The organism is Nonomuraea sp. NPDC048892 (assembly GCF_040649735.1).
In the GTDB taxonomy this organism is placed as follows: domain Bacteria; phylum Actinomycetota; class Actinomycetes; order Streptosporangiales; family Streptosporangiaceae; genus Nonomuraea; species Nonomuraea maheshkhaliensis.
Genome location: NZ_JBEZFZ010000003.1, coordinates 615317 through 637042, shown reverse-complemented (window position 1 = coordinate 637042; position 21726 = coordinate 615317). Strand labels below are relative to the sequence as shown.

Here is a 21726-nt window from a genome sequence, read left to right as displayed (position 1 = left end):
CATGATTCACTCTCAGTCACCGGCCCGGCGTCTTCGCCGGGCGGGGGCGGCGCTGGCCGCCTTACTCCTGCTACCGGCCTCACTGACGATCACGGCGGCGCAGCCGGCGTCCGCCGTGGGGGCACGCGCCGACCTCCAGCCCACCCCGCCGCAGAGCGAACCGCCGGTCCCCGTCGTGGCGGTGCCGGTCAAGCCGGTGGGCGAGGACAACGTCGCCAAGCACGCCATGACCGGCACCCCGCCCGTTGCCTGGCCCGCCGCCGGGACGGCCGAGGTCACCGTTCCCGCCGCCGGGGGAGGGGAGCAGCAGGCAGGAGACCTGCCGGTCTCGGTGGCCGCCCCCGAGGTCGTGCCCGGCACGACGCGCAAGAGCGCCGCCGGCGGCGTGGGCGCCGTCCGGGTGGAGGTGCTCGACCGGGCGCAGGCCGAGGCGGCCGGCGTCCCCGGGCTGCTGTTACGCGTACGGCGCAGCGACGGGCAGAGCACGACGGGCCAGGTCGCGCTCACCGTCGACTACTCCGCGTTCCGCCAGGCGTACGGCGGAGACTGGGCCTCGCGCCTGCGGCTGCTGCGCATCCCGGACTGCGCGCCGGCCGACGCCGGGTCCGCGCGGTGCCGCCCGTCCGCGCTGCGCAGCCGCAACGACGTGAAGAACGGCAGGCTGCGCGCCCTGGCCGAGGCCGGGGCGCAGGACGCCACGCTGGCCCTGGCCGCCGCGCCGTCCGGCGGCTCCGGCGACTACGCCGCGACCTCGCTGGCGCCGTCGGGCTCGTGGGACGTGTCGCTGCAGACCGGCGACTTCTCCTGGAGCTACCCGCTCGCCGCGCCGGACGTGCCGGGCGGCCTCCAGCCGGACCTGTCGGTGTCCTACACCTCCAGTGCCGTGGACGGCCGCGTGGCCACCACCAACAACCAGACGTCCTGGCTGGGGGAGGGCTGGAATCTGTGGCCGGGCTTCGTCGAGCGGCGCTACAAGACGTGCGCGGACGACACCGGCGGCGGCAGCCCGTCCACCTACGACCAGTGCTGGGCCGGGCAGAACGCCACCATGTCGCTCAGCGGCCACTCAGGGGCGCTGGTCTACGACGAGGGCCAGCGGGCCTGGCGGCCCAAGGACGACGACGGCACCCGGGTGGAGCGGCTCACCGGGGCGCCCAACGGCGACGACGACGGCGAGCACTGGAAGGTCACGACCGTCGACGGCACCCAGTACTTCTTCGGCTCGCGAGCCGAGACGCAGTCGGCCTGGACGGTCCCGGTCTACGGCAACCAGCCCGGCGAGCCGTGCGCGGCGGCCACCTTCGCCGCCTCGCGCTGCCCGCAGGCGTGGCGGTGGAACCTCGACCGCGTCGTGGACCGGCACGGCAACACGATGACCTACTTCTACACCAAGGAGGACAACGCCTACGGCGCCAACCTCGGCGCCGACAAGGTGGTCTACACCCGCGCCGGCACGCTGGCCAGGATCGAGTACGGCACCCGCGACGGCGTGACCAAGGCCCCCGCGCAACTGGTCTTCACGCCCGCCGACCGCTGCCTGCCCGGCGCCGACTGCGCCGCCCGTACCAAGGAGAGCTGGCCGGACGTCCCCTGGGACCTGAACTGCGAGGCGGCGACCTGCCGCGACCAGTGGACCCCGACCTTCTGGACCACCAAGCGGCTGTCCGCCGTCACCAGCCAGGTCTGGGACGGCACGGCCTACCGTGACGTCGATCGCTGGACGTTCACGCACGCCTACCCCAAGCCCGACGACGGCACCAGCCCGGCCCTGTGGCTGAGCTCCGTCACCCGCACCGGCCTGGCCGGCGGGCAGGCCGCGCTGCCGCCCGTCACCTTCGACGGCGTCGCCCTGCCCAACCGGGTCGACTCCACGCCCGACGGCCTGCCGCCGATGAAGAAGTTCCGCCTGTACGCGGTCAACAACGAGTCGGGCGGGCAGACGGTGGTCACCTACAGCTCCGGCGAGTGCGCCGCGAACGCGCTGCCCGTTCCCGACGACAACGGCAAGCGCTGCTTCCCCGTACGGTGGGCGCCGCAGCTGAGCGGCCCGATCGACGACTGGTTCCACAAGTACGTGGTGGCGAACGTCGCCAGGATCGATCGGACCGGCGGCGCGGCGACCGAGTACACCAGCTACGACTACGAGGGCGGCGCCGCCTGGGCGTACAACGACGACCCGTTCGTCAAGGCCGAGTACCGCTCGTGGACCGGCTGGCGCGGCTACGAGAAGGTGCGCGTACGCCAGGGCGACCCGCGTAACCCCGGCGACGCGAAGGAGAACGCCACCCGTTACCAGTTCTTCCGCGGCATGAACGGCGACCGGCGCGCGGGCGGCGGCACCCGCTCGGCGTCGGTGACCGACTCGCGCGGCGGCACGCTGGCCGACGACCCGCAACTCGCCGGCTTCCTGCGCGAGCAGACCACCTACAACGGGGCGGGCGGGCCGGTGGTGGCGCACGCCATCCACGACCCGCTGACCCGCTTGACCGCCACGCAGGGCCCGCTCAAGGCCCACCGGGTGCTGGTGGAGCGGACGACCACCCGCACGGCGCTGGCCGCGGGCGGGTGGCGGGAGACCGAGACGCGCACCGCGTACGACGACGCGGGGCAGCCCGTCAAGGTGAACGACCGCGGCGACACCTCCATCGCCGCGGACGACCGCTGCACCGAGACCACCTACGCCCGCGACACCGGCGCGTGGCTGCTCTCCCTGCCGAGCCGGGTGCGGACGTACGGGACGGCGTGCGACGCGACGCCCCGCTTCCCCGAGGACGGCATCTCCGACGTGCGGACCTACTACGACGGCAAGGACCTCGGCCAGGTCACGGCCGGTGACGTCACCAAGGTCGAGGAGGTCAAATCCTACGAGAACGGGGAGCCGCGCTGGGTGACGACCAGCCGCGCCACCCACGACGTCTACGGCCGGGTGCTCACCGCACACGACGCGCTGGACCGCGCGACCACGACCGTCTACACGCCGACCACCGGCCTGCCGCGGACCGTGGTCACGACCAACGCGCTGGGACACGCGACGACCACGACCATGCACCAGCTGCTCGGCGTCGCCGAGACCGTCGTCGACCCCAACCAGCGGCGCACCGACCTGCGCTACGACGCGCTCGGCCGGCTGGCGGCGGTGTGGCTGCCCGGCAGGTCAGCGGCGGCGAACCAGAGCCCGAACACGCGCCACACCTACGTCGTCCGTCCCGACGGCGCGACCTACGTGGCGACCGAGTCCATGCGGGCCAACGGCAACCACGTCGCCGCCTACGCCCTCTACGACGGCTTCCTGCGGCCCCGCCAGACCCAGGAACCCACCTGGGGCGGCGGCAGGGTGGTCACCGACACCCACTACAACGCCCGCGGCCTGGTGACCCGCGCCAACGCGGCCTACCACGTGGCGGGCGCGGCCGGCGGCGCGCTGCTCGCGCCCCAGGACGACACGCTCATTCCCAGCCAGACCGTCACCGAGTACGACGGCGCCGGGCGCGAGGTGCTGGCCAAGCTGGAGGCGTTCAACCAGAAGAAGTCCGAGACGAGGACGGAGTACGGCGGCGACCACGTCGCGGTGACGCCGCCCTCGGGCGACACGCCCACGGCGACCTACACCGACGCGCGCGGGCAGACCACCGAGCTGCGCCAGTACGACTCGGACAAGCCGTCGGGCGCCTACACCGCCACCCGCTACACGTACACGAAGGCAGGCGACCTCGCCTCCATCCGTGACGACGACGGCAACGAATGGCGCTTCGACTACGACGCGCGGCGCCGCAGGACCGGCTCCCACGACCCCGACAAGGGGCACACCGAGCACGCCTACGACGCGGCGGGCCGGCTGGTGAGCACGACGGACGCGCGCGGCCGGACGATCGCGCACGTCTACGACGACCTCGGCCGCCGCGTCGCCACCCGCCGCGACGGCCCGCAGGGCCCGACGCTCGCCGAATGGGTGTACGACACGCTCGCCAAGGGCCGGCTCACCTCGGTGACCAGGTACGCGGGAGCGAACGCCTACGTCAACGCCATCACCGGCTACGACGCGGGTTACCGCATCACCGGTCAGTCGATCGTCATCCCCCCGGCGGAGGGCGGCCTGGTCGGGACGTACACCACGACCAGCACCTTCCTCGCCGACGGCAGCACCGCCTCGGTCGCCATGCCCGCCATCGGCGACCTGCGCGCCGAGACCCTCGTCTACACCTACGACAGCCTGGGGGCTCTCAACACCGTCAGCGGGGCGGCCAAGTACGTGAGCAAGACGGCCTACACCGAGCTCGGCGAGCCCACCCAGCTACACCTCGGCGACCAGGACCAGCCGCTGATCTGGCACTCGCAGTACTACGACCCCGCCACCCGGCGGCTGACCCGCTCCCTGGTGGAGCAGGAGAAGGCAGGCGCGCTCAAGGTCGACGACACCACGTACGAGTACGACCCGGCCGGCAACGTGACGAAGATCGACGACGCCCTGGCCGGCGCCGCCCGCGACGTCCAGTGCTTCCGCTACGACCGCTACCGGCGGCTCACCGAGGCGTGGACCCCGCCGGCGGACTGCGCGGCCGGGCCCGGCGCCACCGGCGGCCCCGCGCCCTACTGGTCCGGCTTCACCTACGACGACATCGGCAGGCGGCTGACGGAGACCAGGCACGGCCTCGGCGGCGCCCAGGACACCGTCAGCAGGACCGAGTACCCCGGCGCGGGCGAGGCCCGTCCGCACGCCCCTACGTCCGTCGAGGTCACCGGCCCGGCGGGGAACAGGACCGACACCTACGAGCACGACGCCGCCGGCAACGTCGTCGGCTGGCGGAGCGCCGCGGGTGAGCGCACCCTGGACTGGGACGCCGAAGGGCTGATGACCGAGGTGAGCGAGCAGGGCGCGGCGGACGGCGGCGCGGACCGCGTGTACGCCCCCGACGGCGGCCTGCTGATCAGCCGGGACAAGGCGGGCGCCACGCTCCACCTGCCCGGCGGCACGCTCCGCCTGGACACCGCGTCGGGCAAGCTCACCGGCACCCGGTTCTACCGGCACGGCGACAGCACCATGGCGGCACGTACGGCCGCCGGGGTGAGCTACCTGATGGCCGACCGCAACGGCACACCCGAGCTGGCCGTCAACGCGGCCACGTGGGCGACCTCCAAGCGCCGCTTCGACCCGTTCGGCGTCCCGCGCGGCGCGCAGCCGCCGTCCTGGCCAGGCGACCGCGCCTTCGTCAACGGCGCCAAGGAGGCCGCCACCGGGCTGACCAGGCTCGGCGTGCGCGACTACGACACCGCCACCGGCGTCTTCCTGTCCCCCGACCCGCTGCTGCACCCGGGCGACCCGCAGCAGCTCGCCCCGTACGCCTACGCGGGCCAGAACCCGGTCACCTTCAGCGACCCGGAGGGCCTGGCCTTCCGCAACGCGCCCGACGGCGAGTGCGACAGGGGCTGCGCGTACAAGCCGGGCACCGGCCCGGCCAGCACCCTGCACTACCGGCCGTACGCCCCGGCCACGGGCCGCACGGCCAACTCCCCGGACGGCGAGTGCAGCCGCGGCTGCCGGTACAAGCCCGGTCGGGGGCCGGCCAGCCGGGTCACCGGCCGCGCGGTCGGCCTGGCCCGAGGCAAGACCAGGAACGCGCCGGACGGCGAGTGCTACCGGGGCTGCCTGCACAAGCCGGGCCGGGGCCCGGCCAGCGGCTTGACGAGCTGGCAGGCGGCCCGGCTCGCGCAGCAGCGCAAGACGGAACGGGTCCAGAAGGCGATGGCCGACCACGGCCTGATCGAGGTCACGAACCTGGCGAAATACCAGTCGGGCTCGGTGTGCGTCGAGTCGACGAAGGGCGTCATCGTCACGGTCGGTGTCAACGCCTGCGTCAACTGGGACAACCAAGGGGTGACCGTCAGTGGAGGCGCCAAGGTCGGCGTGGAGCTCGGCGCCGGAGCCAGCGTCGCCGTCGTCGCCAGGCTGAGCACGGAGAACGCCGTCGAGGTCAACAACGGGATCACCGGATCGGTGGACGTCGGTCCCGAGCTGTTCGTCGGCGCCGGCGGCGGCGTGAAGGGCCTCTCGGCCGAGGTGAACGACAAGATGGAGGTCAACCACTCGATCCAGGCCAGCTACGGGGTCGGCGCCCGCGCCAGCCTCGGCGGTGCCTGGCTCAACGCCAACGTCAACTCCGGCTATCTCCTCAAGTGGACGGATCTGGGCATCCGCTGACGGATCGCCCGCTCTGAGCGGCGGCCGGATGACCACTCATCCGGCCGCCGTTCGCTTTCTCAGACCGGGCAGGCCACCGAGGCGCCCGAGCGGATCGAGTACAGGTACACCTGCCGCAACGCCGGCGGCACCACGCCCCGGCCCGCGCAGAGCACGAAGTCGCCGGGCACGCCCGCGAAGAGGAACCCCGTTGAGCAGCGCGTCCACCCGAGGTGCCCCGAGACGCGCGCGTGGCCTCATCATGAGCGCGGCGGGCACTTCTGTAAAGCGGCCCCTGTTCCCCTCTTGCCTGAGTGCCTCAGGAGGGCGAATGTGGAGGTACGCATCCCCGGGGACGGCTGTTCCCCGGCGGAGGGTCCGGCCCGGACAGCGAGATGGGTGGCGGTGGCCGAGAGGCCACCAGACCTGCCGCCGCTTGACGGTGCCTCTGCTGGTCCGGGCCGGATCTCAATCCGTGCGGGTCAGCCCCGGGTCTCCACCCACATGCTGACCGTCGTGTGCGGCGTGATGCCCGTGTAGGACACCGTGCCGACGGGCTGCCACGGGCCCTCGATCGGGATGAGCCCGACCTCCGGCAGGAAGTGGCGCTGCAGGACGCGGATGCGGTGCTCGCCGGTGCCCGAGGTGCACAGACTGTACGCCCCGCGCGTCTCGGTGGCGAACTGGGCCGTGCATCCGGTGGGTGTCGCGGAGGCGGCGGGGGAGGCCGCGATGAGCAGGGCGGTGGTCAGGGTGGCCGAGGCGGCGCCGGCCGCCCACCTTCTTCTCGCGTGCATGATGGCTCCTCGTGGGGGGGAAGGGTGGAGCGGGCGAGAATGCTTAGGAAAGTTTCCTAAAAGTGGGCGACGGCGTCAATGGGCTACCAGCGGTCGTGCACCTGCGGGCGGATCAGCTCGTCGTAGACGTCGCGCACCGCGTCGAGCGTGGCGGCGTCCAGCGGCGGCAGCGCGGCGGCGGAGGTGTTGCCGGCGGCCTGGGCCCGGTTGCGCGCGCCGGGGATGACTATCGAGACGCCCTCCTGGTCGAGCACCCAGCGCAGCGCGAACTGGGCCATCGTCATGCCCTCGGGCACCAGAGGAGCCAGGCGGCGCACCGCCTCCAGGCCGGTGGCGAAGTCGACGCCGGAGAAGGTCTCCCCGACGTCGAACGCCTCGCCGTGCCGGTTGTAGGTGCGGTGGTCGTTGTCGGCGAACGTGGTGTTCTCGTCGTACTTGCCCGACAGCAGCCCGCTGGCCAGCGGGACCCGCGCGATGATGCCCACCCCGGCGGCCCGCGCGGCCGGGATGACCCGCTCCAGCGGCTTGAGCCGGAACGCGTTGAGGATGATCTGTACCGTCGCCACGCCGGGGCGGGCGATGGCGGTCAGCGCCTCCTCGCAGGTCTCCACGCTCACGCCGTACGCGGTGATCTTCTTCTCCGACACCAGCGTGTCCAGGGCGTCGTAGACGGCGTCAGAGGAGAACACGGAGCTGGGCGGGCAGTGCAGCTGGACCAGGTCGAGCGTGTCCATGCCCAGGTTGCGGCGGGAACGCTCGTTCCAGGCCCGGAAGTTCTCCAGCACGTAGTTCTCCGGGACCTGGTCCATCCTCCGGCCCATCTTGGTGGCCACGAAGAGTCCCGGGTGGTCCTTGATGAAGCGGCCGATGATGCGCTCGCTGCGCCCGTCGCCGTACACGTCGGCGGTGTCGATGAGGGTGACGCCTCCGTCCACCGCCGTCTGGATCGTGGCCAGCGCCTCGTCCTCCGTCATCTGGCCCCAGTCGGCGCCAAGCTGCCAGGCGCCGAGGCCGACCACGCCGACCTGGCGTCCGGTACGTCCCAACACGCGCTGTTCCATGGTCGTCACCCTTTCTCGTACGTGAGCAGCACCCAGTGTCGCGGATCGTGGGTGCTGCCTCGTACCCGGGCCGTCCGGGACCCGGTCAGGCGGCAGTCCTGCGGGCCAGGCGGTGATCGTCGAGCGTGCGCGCGATCGTGTGCACGGCCCGGCGCAGCGTGACCCCGTCCAGGCGCCCGAAGCTGAAAGCGATCCCGTTGCGGGGCGGGCGCCCGGGATGGTGGAACGCGGCCAGCTCCGCCACGTGGACCCGGCGGGCCCGCAGCAGCCGGACCACCGACTCGGCCGGGACGGAGGAGGGCAGCAGGAGCGCGGCCGAGGCGCCGGAGTGCGTGCCCAGCAGGCGGGTGCCCGGGTACGCCCCGAGTGCCTGGCGGACGAGCGCTCGTTTGGCGCCGTACAGGAGCGAGAGCTGCTCCGCCCGCCTGGCCACACGGCCCGACGCCAGCAGCTCGGTGAGCGCGAGCTGACACGTGACCGCCGCCCGTTCCCACCCCGCGCCCGCCGGGCCCGCGCCTGCCATGCTCACACCCGTAACGCCCGTAACGCCCGTAACGCCCGCGCCCGTGCCCGTGCTCAGGTCCCGCTCCAGCTCTCCGGCCGGTCGGCGCGGCAGCACCGCGAACGACAGCCGGAGCGCCGGCGTCAGGAGGTCGCGGAACGAGCCCGTCATGGCGGTGCACCACGGGTCCCCGAGCGCCAGCACGCTGGGCAGCGGGTCGGGCGCGGCGCCGAACCGGCCGTCGAAGGCCGGCTCCACCACCAGCCCGCCGCTGTCGCGGGCCCACGCGGCCAGGGCACGGCGGCGGTCGAGCGGCATGCGGGTGCCGTACGGGACGCCGCGCTCCGGCAGGACCACCACGATGTCGCAGGAGCGGGGGATCAGGTCGGGGCGGGCGCCCGAGCCGTCGGCGGGAAGGGGCAGCACGGTGCCGAGCCGGGCCAGCTCGCCCCTGAGCCAGGGCGGCGCGGGATCCTCCAGGGCGATGACGGGATCGGGCCCGCCCCGCGCCCGCACGGCCAGGGCGAGCGCGCCGGCGGTCCCGGCGGTGACGATCACGTCGTGGCCGTCGAGCACCAGGCCGCGCGTGCCGCGCAGGTGGGCGCCGATCGCGGCGCGCAGCGCGGGCAGCCCGGCGGCGGGCGGCTCGCCGAGGAGCGCGGCCCGCTCGCCGGCCCGCCGCCAGGCCGCCCGCCATTCGGCCGGCGGGAAACCCTGCGTGCTGGGCAGGTCGGCGCGCAGGTCGATGACCGTCTCGGTGGAACGCTCCGGCTCCCGGACCGGCGGGCCGGCGGCGGGGCGCGCGACGTAGGTGCCGGAGCCGTGGCGGCCGTTCACATACCCCTCGGCCAGCAGTCTCTGGTACGCCGTCAGGGCCACGCCGCGCGAGGTCCCGAGTACGGCGGCCAGGGTGCGGGTGGACGGCAGCCGGGCGCCGGCGGCCAGCCGCCCGTGCCGGATGGCGGCGCGGAGCTGGGCGGCGAGCTGCTCCTGCAGCGGCTCCGGCAGGTCGCGGTCGAGAGTGATCGCGAAGTTGAGCCCTTGCGGATGACGCATGGATGATCCCCCAGTGAATGTCGGAACGTGGCCCCTCCCCTCAGGCGTGCCATCCCGTTCCACCGGCGTTCCATCCACCACCCAGACGCAGGACCCATACGAGGGATCATCGCGGCCGGTACGAGCAGCGCACCCCCGTCTGCACGCACGCGCGCAGCTCCTCGCCGATCACCGCGTCCACGGCCTCGATCCGGGCCAGCGCCCGCCTGATCGCCTTGCCGACGGCGATCCTGGCGCGCTCGTCGCCGTCCGCGAACGGCCGCGCCCGCCCCCCGATGCCCGTCGCCGCCGCCAGCTCGCTGATCAGCCACTCGCGTTCCAGCCGCACCGCCGCCGCGCGTTCGAGGTCGTGCATCGACTCCAGCTCGTCGATTTCCTCCTGCAGCTCGGCCAGCCGCTGCCGGTAGGTGTCCCTGGCCAGGTCGTCGAGCATCGGCTGGGCCGAATCGCCCTGCCCGGCCGGCCGGCACGCGCCCGCCGCCAGGTCGGCGGCCGGGATCTCGCGCCCGGGGTTGCCGACCAGCGTGGCCAGGTGACCCATGCCGACGCTGTGATCGACCAGCGCCACCCGCCCGCCCAGCTCGACCTGCCAGTGCCGCCCGTGGCGGCGCAACCGGCACGGGCCGCCTGCGCCGCCGGCCCGCCCGGCGGCGGGCAGCACCATGCCCAGCTCCCTGGCCTCCCGCGCGGCGGCGGCCTGCTCCGCCCGCGCCGCCTCGCTCGCGGGGCCGTCGCGCAGGGCCAGCGCCTGTCCGAGCCGGCAGCGCGACAGCGTGGCGGCCGGCCAGTGGCTCAGCGCCAGGTTGTCGTGCACGGCCGCGCGCAGGTGCCGTACGGCGAGGTCGAGGTCGCCCTGGGTGAGCGCGGCCATGCCCAGCGAGTGGTGCGTCGAGCCGAAGCAGGCCACGCCGAGGCTGGCCACCATCGGCAGATGCGCGTACGGGCTCAGCAGCGTGTACGCGCGGGCGGCCGTCTCGGCGTCCCCGAGCAGGTGCGCGGTCTCCACGACGCAGTACATCGACAGCAGCCACGTGCTGGAGCTCGGCAGGGCACCCAGGTCCCGGCCGCGCAGCCGGGCGAGGTGGCCGGCCGCCTGGCGGCGGTCGCCGGAGACGGCCGCGGCCAGCGCCAGCCCGGCCAGGTAGGAGTTGTCGATGGGGCTGAGCGTGGGGGAGCTGGCCAGGTCGGCCATCGCGGGCAGCAGCTCGGCCACGCGGCCCTGGTACCAGCGGACGGCGCCGAGCTGGCCGCCGTACCAGCCGGTCGCGTCCACGTCGCCCGCCGTCACGCCGAGCTCGTAGCACTCGCCGGCCAGCCGCTCCGCCTCCTCGAAGCGGCCCGCCCTGATGGCGAGCATGACCCGCATCGCGGCGGCCACGTAGCCGACCGCCAGGTGGGGCTGCTCGTCCAGCAGGCCGCGCAGCTCCTCCAGGCAGCGCTCCGCGTGCGGGTCGGCGGCCAGGTACAGATCGGCCGTGCGCCACATGAGCCCCATCAGCAGGTCGCCCCTGCGCCGGGTGACGGCCGCCTGGCCGATCAGCTCGGCGGCCAGCTCCTTGCGCAGCTGCCCGTGCTCGGGGCCGAGCAGGCAGTGGTGCGCCAGGCTCAGCGCCTCCGCCAGCAGCTCCGCGTCCCCGGCGCCCCTGGCCTGCTCCAGCAGGCGCAGGATCTCGTCGTGGGCGCCCCTGTGGTAGTCCGCCTCGCCGCACATCCGTACCCGCAGCCGCTGCGCGAGCGTGGAGCCGGGGTCGATCAGCGACAGCGCGTGCCGCTGGCGGGCGCGTACCATCTCCGACTCGGCAGCGGTCCTGTGCTCGCGTACCCAGATCCCGCCCAGCCCCAGTGCCGCCCGTGCCAGCGCGGGCGGGTCCCCGCACGCCTGCGCCTGGAGGTAGGCCGCGTCGAACCAGCGCCGCGCGGTGCGCAGGTCCCCGTTCACATATAACGCCCGCTCGCCCAGCACGAGGGACAGCCTGAGCTCCGCACACGGCGGGCGCACGCCAAGCCCTTCCGCAACGCTCACGATTCCGCTCCCCTGTCGGTCACCTTTATTGAGCGTCGGCATGGCCCTCCGAATACTGTTCTAAGAAACCGCGCACGTTTCAAGGGCCCGTACGCTGAACGACATGATTCGTCCTGCCACACCCGCCGACGTCCCCGAGATCATCGGCATGATCCGGGAGCTCGCCGCCTACGAGAAGGCCGCCCACGAGGTGCGCGTGACCGAGGAACAGCTGCACGACACGCTCTTCCGCGACAACCCCGCCGCCTTCGCCCACATCGCCGAGCAGGACGGCGAGGTGGCCGGCTTCACGCTGTGGTTCCTCACCTACTCGACCTGGCGCGGCGTGCACGGCATCTACATGGAGGACCTGTACGTACGCCCCGCGCACCGGGGCGGCGGCCACGGCGTCGCCCTCATGAGGCGGCTGGCCGAGATCTGCGCCGAGCGCGGCTACCAGCGGCTGGAGTGGTCGGTCCTCGACTGGAACCCGGCCATCGGCTTCTACGAGAAGCTCGGCGCGGTCAACCAGGACGACTGGTACCGCTACCGGCTGACCGACGAGCCGCTGCTCCGCCTGGCGACTCTTCGCGACTGAGACTTCTGTACAGACGCGCGTCACGCGGGTCACGCACGACGGCGTGGCCCGCGTGACGCGTCCGCTCAAACGCCGGCGTGTGACCGGCTCCGCGTGCTCTCAGCCTGTTCGAACACGCCCATCTCGCCTTCCTGCATGTCGCGGTGCGTCTCCTCGATCCGCAGCGCGACGCCGAGGGCGAAGAACGTGGGCGCCCACTCCCCGATGAAGATCCCCCATCGGTCGGCCCGGTCGAGCCCGGCCCGCTCGGTGTTCTTGGACATGAACCAGGTTCCGAAGGACAGAGCGATCGACGCCAGCCCCGCGGTGTACGCGTGTCCGGAACGCACGCCCATCTGATGCAGCTTTTTGATCATGTTTCCCCCCTTGCTGTGAGTGCTGTTACCCCAGGCGAGGACAGGTAACCGATCATTACCGGCATGTTTCGTACGTGACGCTTGTGCGGAGCTTGTTACCGCGGTGAATCACCCGTAACGAACTCACGGCCACGCAGGGTCAAAGTGCGTAACGAGCCCTTCCTACCGTGGTGAATCCGGAACGCCGAGCGTAGGAGAGGTCGATGGCGCGCTGGATCGCCGAGTGGCATCCCGATGACCCAGCATTCTGGGAGAGTTCAGGCAAGCGCGTCGCACGGCGCAACCTGATCTTCTCCATCGTTGCCGAACACCTCGGCTTCACCGTGTGGACCCTGTGGAGCATCGTCGCGACCAAGCTGGGGTCGTACGAGTTCACCACCGACCAGCTCTTCTGGCTGGTCGCCCTGCCCAACCTGATCGGTTCGGTGCTGCGGGTCCCCTACACGTTCGGCCCCGCCAGGTTCGGCGGCAGGAACTTCACCGTGGTCAGCGCCCTGCTGCTGCTCATCCCCGCCGTGCTGCTCGGCGTGGCGGTGGGCAATCCGGGCACCCCGTACTGGCTGTTCCTGGTGATCGCGGCGCTGGCCGGCTTCGGCGGGGGCAACTTCGCCTCCAGCATGGCCAACATCACCTACTTCTACCCGCGCGGCAGGCAGGGTGTCGCGCTCGGGCTGAACGCGGCGGGCGGCAACATCGGCGTCAGCTCGGTCCAGCTCGTCATGCCGCTGGTGATCGGCTCGCTCGGCCTGGCCGCGGCCGGCTGGTTCTGGGTGCCGTTCGTGGTCGTGTCCGCGATCTGCGCCTGGTTCTTCATGGACAACCTGACCAGCGCCAAGGCCGACCCGCGCGAACAGCTCGCGGTGGCGGGCAAGGCCCAGACCTGGATCATGTCGTTCCTCTACATCGGCACCTTCGGCTCGTTCATCGGCTACTCCACCGCCTTCCCGCTGCTGAGCGCGAGCCTGTTCCCCGGCGCGCCGTTCGCCGCGGTGGCCTTCGCCGGGCCGCTGATCGGGTCGCTGATCAGGCCCGTCGGCGGCTGGCTGGCCGACCGGCTCGGCGGCGCGCCGGTCACGCTGTGGAACTTCGCCGCGATGGGCGGCGGCGTGCTGCTGGTCTGGGCGGCCAGCACTTCGGGCAACTTCTGGCTGTTCTTCCTGTCCTTCCAGGTGCTCTTCCTCACCTCCGGCGTCGGGAACGGCTCCACGTACCGGATGATCCCGGCCATCTTCCAGGCCAAGGCGGTGGCCGAGCGCGGCGAGGGCGAGGAGGCCCTGCTGTACGGCAAGCGCCAGGCCTCGGCCGCCATCGGCATCATCTCGGCGGTCGGAGCGCTCGGCGGGTTCCTCATCAATCGGGCGTTCGGGATGGCGTTCGCCGCGGCCGGCACCCCGGCCCCCGCCTTCCTCGCCTTCGGCGTCTTCTACGTCTCCTGCTTCGCCCTGACCTGGTGGTGCTACACCCGCAAGGTCGGCGTCAACGTGGTGGCGAGCCTCGCCCATGCCAGGGTCTGACGTGACGGCGACCCACTGCCCGTACTGCGCGCTGCAGTGCGGCATGGAGATCGGCCCGGGGGTGGTCATCACCCCCAGGACCGACATTCCCGCCAACGCCTCGGGCGCGCTGTGCCAGAAGGGATGGACGGCGGGCGAACTGCTCACCAACGGCGAGCGCCTGACCACGCCCCTCCTCCACGGCGAGCCCGTGGCCTGGGACGTCGCGCTCGACTATGTGGCGGACCGGCTGTCCGCCATCCGCGCCGAACACGGCCCCGACGCCGTGGCCGTGTTCGGCGGGGGCGGGCTGACGAACGAGAAGGCGTACTCGCTGGGCAAGTTCGCCCGGGTCGCGCTCGGCACCAGCCAGATCGACTACAACGGCCGGTTCTGCATGTCCTCGGCCGCCGCCGCCTCCATCAGGGCGTTCGGCATGGACCGGGGCATGCCGTTCCCGATCACCGACCTGGCCGAGGCCGACGTCGTGCTGCTGGCCGGGGCGAACATCGCCGAGACCATGCCGCCCTTCGTCCGCCACGTGACGGGCCCGCGGGTGATCGTGATCGACCCGCGCCGCACCCAGACCGCCAAGCTGGCCTGGCTGCACCTCCAGCCCGCCCCCGGCACCGACCTGGCGCTGGCCCTGGGCCTGCTGCACCTGGCCGCCGCCGACGACCTCGTGGACGAGGCGTACGTCGCCGCCAGGACCACCGGGTTCGAGGAGGTGCGCACCTCGCTGTCCGCCTGGTGGCCCGAGCGGGTCGAGCGGATCACCGGCGTGCCCGTGCACCAGATGCGGCAGGCTGTCAGGGCCATGGCGGCGGTGGACAAGGCGTACATCCTGACCGGGCGTGGTGCCGAGCAGCACGCCAAGGGCACCGACACCGTCACCGCGTACATCAACCTGGCCCTCGCGCTCGGGCTGCCCGGCCGGCACGGCTCCGGGTACGGGTGCGTGACCGGGCAGGGCAACGGGCAGGGCGGCAGGGAGCACGGGCAGAAGGCCGACCAGCTCCCCGGCTACCGCAAGATCGACGATCCGGCCGCCAGGGCGCACGTGGCCGGGGTCTGGGGGATCGATCCCGAAGACATCCCGGGGCCTGGGCGGTCGGCGTACGCGCTGCTCGACGCGCTCGGCACCAGGGAGGGGCCGCGCGCGCTGCTGCTGTTCGGCTCGAACCCGATCATCTCCGCGCCGGCCTCCGAACACGTGGCCGAACGCATCGCCGCCCTCGACCTGCTGGTGACCTGCGACTTCGTCATGTCGGAGACCGCGGCGCTGGCCGACGTGGTCTTCCCCGTGACCCAGTGGGCCGAGGAGGACGGCACCATGACGAACCTGGAGGGCCGCGTCCTGCTGCGACAGAAGGCGGTCGCCCCGCCGGAGGGCGTCAGGAGCGACCTGGACGTCATCGCCGCCCTCGCTGAACGGCTCGGCCACTCCTTCGAGACCGAGCCGGTCCAGGTCTTCGACGAGCTGCGCCGCGCCAGCGCCGGCGGCCCGGCCGACTACTCCGGCATCACGTACGAGCGCATCACGGCCGAGACCGGCGTCTTCTGGCCCTGTCCTGACCCCGATCACCCGGGTACGCCAAGGCCCTTCCTCGACTCCTTCGCAACTCCGGACGGCCGGGCCAACTTCGTACCCGTCCAGCACCGGCCGCCGGCCGAGGAGATCGACGGGGACTACCCCCTCTACCTGAGCACCGGCCGGGTGCTGGCCCACTACCAGAGCGGCGCGCAGACCCGCAGGATCGCCCCGCTCGTCCAGGCCGCGCCCGAGCCGTACGTCGAGCTGCACCCCGACCTGGCCGAGCAGCTCGACATCGGCCCGGGCGACGTCGTGCGCGTCACCAGCAGGCGCGGCGAGGCCAAGGCCGTGGCCAGGATCACCGACGCGATCAGGAGGGACACCGTGTTCATGCCCTTCCACTGGGAGGGCGCCAACCGGCTCACCAATCCGGCCCTGGACCCGACGTCGAGGATGCCGGAGTTCAAGGTCAGCGCCGTCAGGGTGGAGAGGGACTCATGAGGCTCGTCGTCGTGGGCAACGGGATGGCCGGGTCACGGCTGATCAGCGAGGTACGCGCCCGTGACCCGCACATGAAGATCACCGTGTTCGGCGCGGAGACGTGCCGGCCCTACAACCGCATTCTGCTGTCGAACGTGCTGGCAGGCAGCTCAAGGCCGGAGCAGGTCCGGCTGGTCGACCCCGCCTGGTACGACGCCCACGACGTGACGGCCGCCTTCGGCAGCGCGGTTGCTCACATCGACAGGGAGACCAGGCACGTCGTGACCGAGGACGGGCGGCGCGAGCCGTACGACCTGCTGGTCCTGGCCACCGGCAGCTACGCTATCGTGCCGCCGATCCCCGGCGTGGAGCGGGCGATCCCGTTCCGCACGCTGGAGGACTGCGAGCGGATCATGGAGGCGGCCGAGCACGCCCGCGGGGCCGTAGTCGTCGGCGGCGGCCTGCTCGGCATCGAGGCCGCCCGCGGCCTGGCCGGGCGCGGCCTGCCCGTCACGCTCCTGCACCTGGCCGACCACCTCATGGAACGCCAGCTCGACAGCGAGGCCGGCGTGGTGCTGGAGGAGACGCTGGCCGGGCTCGGCGTGCGGATCCGTACCGGCGTCAGCGCCTCCGGGGTGGAGGAGAGCGGCGTCAGGCTCGACGACGGCGAGCTGGTCGAGGCAGACCTGGTCGTGCTCGCCTGCGGCGTTCGTCCCGTGACCAAGCAGGCCGCCGACGCCGGGCTGGAGGTGCGGCGCGGCGTCGTCGTGGACGACGAGATGCGTACCGACGACCCGTCGATCTTCGCCATCGGCGAGTGCGCCGAGCACGACGGCACCGTGTACGGCCTGGTCGCCCCCGCCTGGGAGCAGGCCGTGGTGGCCGCCGAGGTCATCACCGGCGGCAAGGCCCGCTACCGGGGCTCCCGGCTGGTCACCCGGCTCAAGGCCAAGAGCGTCGAGCTGGCCGCGATGGGCGAGACGCACCTCGGCGAGGAGCACGCCGAGGTGGTGCGCTTCAGCCACCGGGCCCGCGGCACCTACCGCAAGCTCGTCATCCGCGACGGCCGCCTGGTCGGCGCGATCCTGCTGGGCGAGAGCGACGCCGTCGGCACGCTCACCCAGCTCTTCGACCGTGGCGGTCCTGTACCGGGAGACCGGGCCGGGCTGCTGTTCCCCGGGCTGTCGTCGGCGCCCGTGACCGACAGTCCGACGCTCATGCCCGACGCGGCCACGATCTGCCGGTGCAACAACGTGACCAAGGGCCAGATCAGGGCGTGCTGGGAGGCCGGGGCGCGGGACGTGGCCGGAGTGGCGGCCGCGACCAGGGCCACGACCGGATGCGGTACCTGCCGCGACGCCGTGGAGGGCATCGTCGGCTGGCTGTGCGAGCAGGAAGGGATCTCCGTGTGAACAGGATCGTCGTCGTCGGGTACGGCCCGACCGCTCACCGGCTCGTCGAGACGCTCACGAGCAGGGGCTTCGCCGGTACCGTGACCGTGATCGGTGAGGAGCCGCGCCCCGCCTACGACCGGGTGGCGCTGACCTCCTACCTGTCGGGCACCACCGTCGAAGACCTCACCTACGAGGTGCCCGCGGGCGTCGTGACCAGGCTGAACACCCGCGTCACCGGCATCGACAGGGACGCCCGCCAGGTGCTCATGGCCGACGGCGGCGCCGAGCCCTACGACGTGCTCGTGCTGGCGACCGGCTCCGCGCCGTTCGTGCCGCCGGTGCCGGGCGCCGAGCACGCGTTCGTCTACCGCACGATCGAGGACCTCGACGCGATCAGGGTGGCCGCCAAGGACGCCGTGGAGGGCGTCGTCGTCGGCGGCGGCCTGCTCGGCCTCGAGGCCGCCGACGCGCTGCGGGCGCTCGGGCTCAAGGCGCACATCGTCGAGATGAGCCCCTGGCTCATGCCGCGCCAGGTGGACGAGGGCGGCGGCTCGGTGCTCAAGTCGCACATCGAGGGGCTCGGGCTCAGCGTGCACGCCGGGGCGGGCGTGCAGGAGGTCGTCGCCGACGAGGAGGGCCGGGTCACCGGGCTGCGCAAGCCGGACGGAACCCTGGTGGAGGCGCAGGTCGTCGTGTTCTCGGCCGGGATCAGGCCGCGCGACGAGCTGGCCAGGTCGTCCGGGCTCGACGTCGGCCCGCGCGGCGGCATCGTGGTCGACTCCGCCATGCGGACCTCCGACCCCGCCATCTACGCGGTCGGCGAGTGCGCGCTGTCCGGCGGCATGGTCTACGGGCTCGTCGGGCCCTGCAACACGATGGCCGAGGTGGCCGCCGACCGGATCATGGGCGGCTCCGCGGCGTTCGAGGGCGCCGACCTGTCCACCAAGCTCAAGCTGCTGGGCGTGGAGGTGGCCCAGTTCGGGGCGATGGAGGGGGCGCTCGACGTCACCTACATGGACCCGGTGGGCGGCGTGTACAAGAAGCTGTTCATCAGCGACGACGCGCGGACGCTGCTCGGCGGCATTTGCGTGGGCGACGCATCGCCGTACACCTCGCTGCGGCCGTTCGTCGGCAAGGAACTGCCCGCCGCGCCGTCCGACCTGCTGTTCAGCGGGGCCGGCGCGAGCCTCGACCTGCCGGACGAGGCGCAGGTCTGCTCGTGCAACAACGTGTGCGCGGGCGACATCCGCTCGGCCATCGCCGACAAGGGCGTCACCGACGTGCCCGGCATCAAGTCGTGCACGCGGGCCGGGACGACCTGCGGCAGCTGCGTGCCGATGCTCAAGCAGCTGCTGGAGAAGTCGGGCGTCGAGGTCAGCAAGGCGCTGTGCGAGCACTTCACGTACTCGCGGGCCGAGCTGTTCGACATCGTACGGGTGCGCGGCATCACCACCTTCTCCGAGCTCATCAATCAGCACGGGCAGGGCCGCGGCTGCGACATCTGCAAGCCGGCCGTGGCCTCGATCCTGGCCTCGCTGCACAACGGGCACGTGCTGGAGGGGGAGCGGGCCGCGCTCCAGGACACCAACGACGCCTTCCTCGCCAACATCCAGAAGAACGGCACGTACTCGGTCGTCCCGCGCATCCCCGGCGGCGAGATCACGCCGGACAAGCTGATCGTGATCGGCGAGGTGGCCCGCGACTTCGGCCTCTACACCAAGATCACCGGCGGGCAGCGCATCGACCTGTTCGGCGCCAGGGTCGAGCAGCTGCCGGAGATCTGGCGGCGGCTGGTCGACGCCGGGTTCGAGTCGGGGCACGCGTACGGCAAGGCGCTGCGTACGGTGAAGTCCTGCGTGGGCTCGACCTGGTGCCGCTACGGCGTCCAGGACTCCGTGGGCATGGCCATCGCGCTGGAGCTGCGCTACCGCGGCCTGCGCTCGCCGCACAAGCTGAAGTCGGCCGTCTCCGGCTGCGCCCGCGAATGCGCCGAGGCCCGTTCGAAGGACTTCGGCATCATCGCCACCGAGCAGGGCTGGAACCTGTACGTCGGCGGCAACGGCGGCTTCAAGCCCCGCCACGCCGACCTGCTCGCCACCGACCTGACCACCGACGAACTGATCAGGACCATCGACCGGTTCCTCATGTTCTACATCCGCACCGCGGACCGGCTGCAACGCACGGCCACCTGGCTCGAGTCGCTGGACGGCGGCCTCGACTACCTCCGTGAGGTGATCATGAACGATTCGCTCGGCATCTGCGCCGACCTGGACGCGCAGATGGACCACCACATCGCCACGTACGCCGACGAATGGCAGGCCACGCTCGACGACCCGGAGAAGCTCAGCCGGTTCGTCAGCTTCGTCAACGCCCCCGGCGTGCCCGACCCGTCGATCGTGTTCGGCAGCGAGCGCGGCCAGATCAAGCCGGTGATGGCCCCATGAACTGGACCCCGATCTGCGCCTACGACGCCCTGCTGCCGGAACGCGGCGTCTGCGCCCTGGTGGACGGCGTCCAGGTGGCGATCTTCCGTACCTACGAGGGCGACCTGTACGCGCTGTCCAACCTCGACCCGTTCAGCGGGGCGTACGTGCTCTCGCGCGGCATCGTCGGCACCAGGCGCGGCGAGCCGACGGTCGCCTCGCCGCTGCACAAGCAGGTGTTCTCGCTCGTGACCGGGCGTTGCCTCGATGACGAGAGCGTGTCGGTGCCGGTCTACGCCGTGCGGGCGGAGGGCGGGCACGTCGAGGTCACCGTGCGTCAACTCGTGGAGGCCGGCGTACTCGTGGAGGCCGGCGTCTAGGGAGACGCGCCGGAGAACTTGAGAAGGGGACGCCGGGTGGCGCCGGGGCCGTGACGACGGTCCTGGCGCCACCCGGCGTCTGCGTTCTGCTGCAGCGGGTGCGGGCGGCGGGCTAGGCTCTGGTCTCCACGGCGCCCACCTCTACCGGGGGGTAGACATGTGCGCTGCGGTGAGCCGCTGGAAGCACGCAGCGCCGTCCCGACTCGACGTTGTCACAACGTTCGGCGTCTTCGCGCTGGGGGAGAGGCTCAGGATTCGCCTGGATTCGCGGCACTGAATGGACGGTATCGGCGCTGCCATGCCCACTGGGTATCAAGGTGGCAACGATCGCGGCACTGACCGGTCTCTCCAATTCCGGTGAAGCGTTACCGTGAGTAATACCCGGACCCGGTAAAGAGGCTGTGCGAAGTGCCTAAACCGCGCATTCGCCGCCGACCGGCGGGGGCATCAAGCGGCCATGACCAAGATTTCTCAGCGCAGGGCACTCCTGCTGGCCGCTGTCGTGCCCGCACTCCTGATCGCGGGCTGTTCCGCGAACACCCAGGCGATGAAGGGGGCGGCCAGCCCCGGCACGCCCACCGACATGGACTCGATGTCGCCCGGCACCGCTTCGCCGTCCGACACCGCCGGCGGCAGCCAGGCCGAGTCGGCCGTCCAGGGCTACTTCAACGCCCTCAAGTCGGGCAACCTCGACCAGGTCGTCAGCTCCTTCGCCGACGACGCGGTGGTCGCGGTGGACGGGCAGGCCACGGCGGAGGGCAGCCAGGCCATCCGCGCCCTGTTCCAGAAGCTGCAGGGCTCGCAGGACATGAAGCAGGCCACGCACACGATCGACCAGTCGCGTACGGCCGGCGACCAGGACGCCTTCGTCCGCTCGACCAGCAAGCAGGGCGACGACGACTACCGGGAGCTGTTCCTGCTCAGTAAGGACGGCGAGGAGTGGAAGATCTCGCAGTTCATGAACAACCAGGCGTCCTGACGCGCGCGCGGAAAAACGGCTTTGCCTGACCCGGGGTATATCGTCCGGTCGGAAATCGGCATTACAAGATAGGGCACGCGGGCCGCGGAACGGGCAGTTTTTTGGCGGTGTGGCGGGGGATCAATTCGGGGCGGTGTCGCCGGGGATGCGGGGGCGGATGCGGCGCTGATCCACCAGCGCCAGGTAGACGGCGAAGGCGCCGCGTGTCCACATGTCCGCCTGCTGCGCCGTCAGCCTGATCTCCTCGCCCTCGTGCGAGACGATCATGTACCCGCCGAGCGGCATCCTGCGCCAGGCGACCAAGAGGTTCTCGTAGACGAGCACGTCGAGCATCGCGGTCAGATATTCGCGTCCGGCGGCGGGCACGGCGCAAGCCTCCTCGCTCCTCGCCGAATTCTCGCCTTTCTCTTTCCATTGTGCGCGCCCTATCGGGAAATAGCGCACTTTCCTTTTGGGCGTTGGGCGTTGGGCGTTGGGAGTCGGGCGTCGGGCCGTT

At 72.1% G+C, this 21726-nt stretch carries 14 protein-coding genes; 8 read left to right on the top strand and 6 right to left on the bottom strand.

Features of this window, described 5'->3' with window-relative positions:
• The first annotated feature begins 1 nt into the window (after position 1).
• On the top strand, positions 2 to 6196 hold the full coding sequence (locus tag AB0C28_RS12565; protein WP_358074100.1) for an RHS repeat-associated core domain-containing protein: 6195 nt from the start codon (positions 2 to 4) through the stop codon (positions 6194 to 6196).
• A gap of 461 nt (positions 6197 to 6657) precedes the next feature.
• Here the strand turns inward: AB0C28_RS12565 and AB0C28_RS12560 are convergent, their stop codons facing one another.
• The 4 genes from AB0C28_RS12560 to AB0C28_RS12545 form a co-directional block, all read right to left on the bottom strand.
• On the bottom strand, positions 6658 to 6972 hold the full coding sequence (locus tag AB0C28_RS12560; protein ID WP_181306868.1) for a hypothetical protein: 315 nt from the start codon (positions 6970 to 6972) through the stop codon (positions 6658 to 6660).
• 83 nt (positions 6973 to 7055) lie between these two features.
• Entirely contained in the window at positions 7056 to 8033 is a 978-nt protein-coding gene (locus AB0C28_RS12555) for an aldo/keto reductase (RefSeq protein ID WP_357843742.1), read from the bottom strand.
• Positions 8034 to 8118: 85 nt separating this feature from the next.
• The gene (locus AB0C28_RS12550; protein ID WP_358074097.1) at positions 8119 to 9591 is read right to left on the bottom strand and encodes a PLP-dependent aminotransferase family protein; all 1473 of its coding nucleotides are present in this window, start codon (positions 9589 to 9591) and stop codon (positions 8119 to 8121) included.
• Between the two features lie 106 nt (positions 9592 to 9697).
• Positions 9698 to 11614 (bottom strand): hypothetical protein, encoded by a 1917-nt coding sequence (locus tag AB0C28_RS12545; RefSeq protein WP_358074094.1) that lies wholly within the window; start codon positions 11612 to 11614, stop codon positions 9698 to 9700.
• Between the two features lie 103 nt (positions 11615 to 11717).
• On the opposite strand from AB0C28_RS12545, the gene AB0C28_RS12540 reads away from it, so the two are divergent.
• The gene (locus tag AB0C28_RS12540; protein WP_357843752.1) at positions 11718 to 12191 is read left to right on the top strand and encodes a GNAT family N-acetyltransferase; all 474 of its coding nucleotides are present in this window, start codon (positions 11718 to 11720) and stop codon (positions 12189 to 12191) included.
• 65 nt (positions 12192 to 12256) lie between these two features.
• On the opposite strand, the gene AB0C28_RS12535 is transcribed toward AB0C28_RS12540, so the two are convergent.
• Positions 12257 to 12547, bottom strand: a complete 291-nt coding sequence (locus AB0C28_RS12535; RefSeq protein ID WP_357843755.1) for a hypothetical protein — start codon at positions 12545 to 12547, stop codon at positions 12257 to 12259.
• Positions 12548 to 12750: 203 nt separating this feature from the next.
• On the opposite strand from AB0C28_RS12535, the gene AB0C28_RS12530 reads away from it, so the two are divergent.
• From AB0C28_RS12530 to AB0C28_RS12505, 6 genes are all read left to right on the top strand, one after another.
• Positions 12751 to 14061 (top strand): MFS transporter, encoded by a 1311-nt coding sequence (locus tag AB0C28_RS12530; protein ID WP_357843757.1) that lies wholly within the window; start codon positions 12751 to 12753, stop codon positions 14059 to 14061.
• Between the two features lies 1 nt (position 14062).
• A complete protein-coding gene (locus AB0C28_RS12525) occupies positions 14063 to 16075 on the top strand; it encodes a molybdopterin-dependent oxidoreductase (protein ID WP_358074091.1) in 2013 nt (670 codons plus the stop codon).
• The gene (locus AB0C28_RS12520) at positions 16072 to 17466 is read left to right on the top strand and encodes an FAD-dependent oxidoreductase (RefSeq protein ID WP_357843763.1); all 1395 of its coding nucleotides are present in this window, start codon (positions 16072 to 16074) and stop codon (positions 17464 to 17466) included. The genes AB0C28_RS12525 and AB0C28_RS12520 overlap by 4 nt, the downstream gene beginning before the upstream one ends.
• Positions 17463 to 19892 (top strand): nitrite reductase large subunit NirB, encoded by a 2430-nt coding sequence (nirB, locus tag AB0C28_RS12515; protein WP_357843766.1) that lies wholly within the window; start codon positions 17463 to 17465, stop codon positions 19890 to 19892. The genes AB0C28_RS12520 and nirB overlap by 4 nt, the downstream gene beginning before the upstream one ends.
• Positions 19889 to 20251 carry a nitrite reductase small subunit NirD gene (gene nirD / locus AB0C28_RS12510; RefSeq protein WP_358074088.1) on the top strand — a complete coding sequence of 121 codons (363 nt, stop codon included), beginning with the start codon at positions 19889 to 19891 and terminating at the stop codon, positions 20249 to 20251. The genes nirB and nirD overlap by 4 nt, the downstream gene beginning before the upstream one ends.
• A 457-nt stretch (positions 20252 to 20708) precedes the next feature.
• The gene (locus tag AB0C28_RS12505; protein ID WP_346114546.1) at positions 20709 to 21230 is read left to right on the top strand and encodes a nuclear transport factor 2 family protein; all 522 of its coding nucleotides are present in this window, start codon (positions 20709 to 20711) and stop codon (positions 21228 to 21230) included.
• A gap of 120 nt (positions 21231 to 21350) precedes the next feature.
• Here the strand turns inward: AB0C28_RS12505 and AB0C28_RS12500 are convergent, their stop codons facing one another.
• Positions 21351 to 21596 (bottom strand): hypothetical protein, encoded by a 246-nt coding sequence (locus AB0C28_RS12500; RefSeq protein ID WP_357843775.1) that lies wholly within the window; start codon positions 21594 to 21596, stop codon positions 21351 to 21353.
• Positions 21597 to 21726: the final 130 nt, after the last annotated feature.

What these genes read in the sequence shown, in the direction of transcription:
- AB0C28_RS12555 (WP_357843742.1), bottom strand. Translation starts at nt 8,033, where the DNA reads ATGGAACAGCGCGTGTTGGGACGTACCGGACGCCAGGTCGGCGTGGTC.
- AB0C28_RS12550 (WP_358074097.1), bottom strand. Translation starts at nt 9,591, where the DNA reads ATGCGTCATCCGCAAGGGCTCAACTTCGCGATCACTCTCGACCGCGAC.
- AB0C28_RS12520 (WP_357843763.1), top strand. Translation starts at nt 16,072, where the DNA reads ATGAGGCTCGTCGTCGTGGGCAACGGGATGGCCGGGTCACGGCTGATC.
- nirD (WP_358074088.1), top strand. Translation starts at nt 19,889, where the DNA reads ATGAACTGGACCCCGATCTGCGCCTACGACGCCCTGCTGCCGGAACGC.
- AB0C28_RS12530 (WP_357843757.1), top strand. Translation starts at nt 12,751, where the DNA reads ATGGCGCGCTGGATCGCCGAGTGGCATCCCGATGACCCAGCATTCTGG.
- AB0C28_RS12505 (WP_346114546.1), top strand. Translation starts at nt 20,709, where the DNA reads ATGACCAAGATTTCTCAGCGCAGGGCACTCCTGCTGGCCGCTGTCGTG.
- AB0C28_RS12560 (WP_181306868.1), bottom strand. Translation starts at nt 6,972, where the DNA reads ATGCACGCGAGAAGAAGGTGGGCGGCCGGCGCCGCCTCGGCCACCCTG.
- AB0C28_RS12540 (WP_357843752.1), top strand. Translation starts at nt 11,718, where the DNA reads ATGATTCGTCCTGCCACACCCGCCGACGTCCCCGAGATCATCGGCATG.
- AB0C28_RS12565 (WP_358074100.1), top strand. Translation starts at nt 2, where the DNA reads ATGATTCACTCTCAGTCACCGGCCCGGCGTCTTCGCCGGGCGGGGGCG.
- AB0C28_RS12535 (WP_357843755.1), bottom strand. Translation starts at nt 12,547, where the DNA reads ATGATCAAAAAGCTGCATCAGATGGGCGTGCGTTCCGGACACGCGTAC.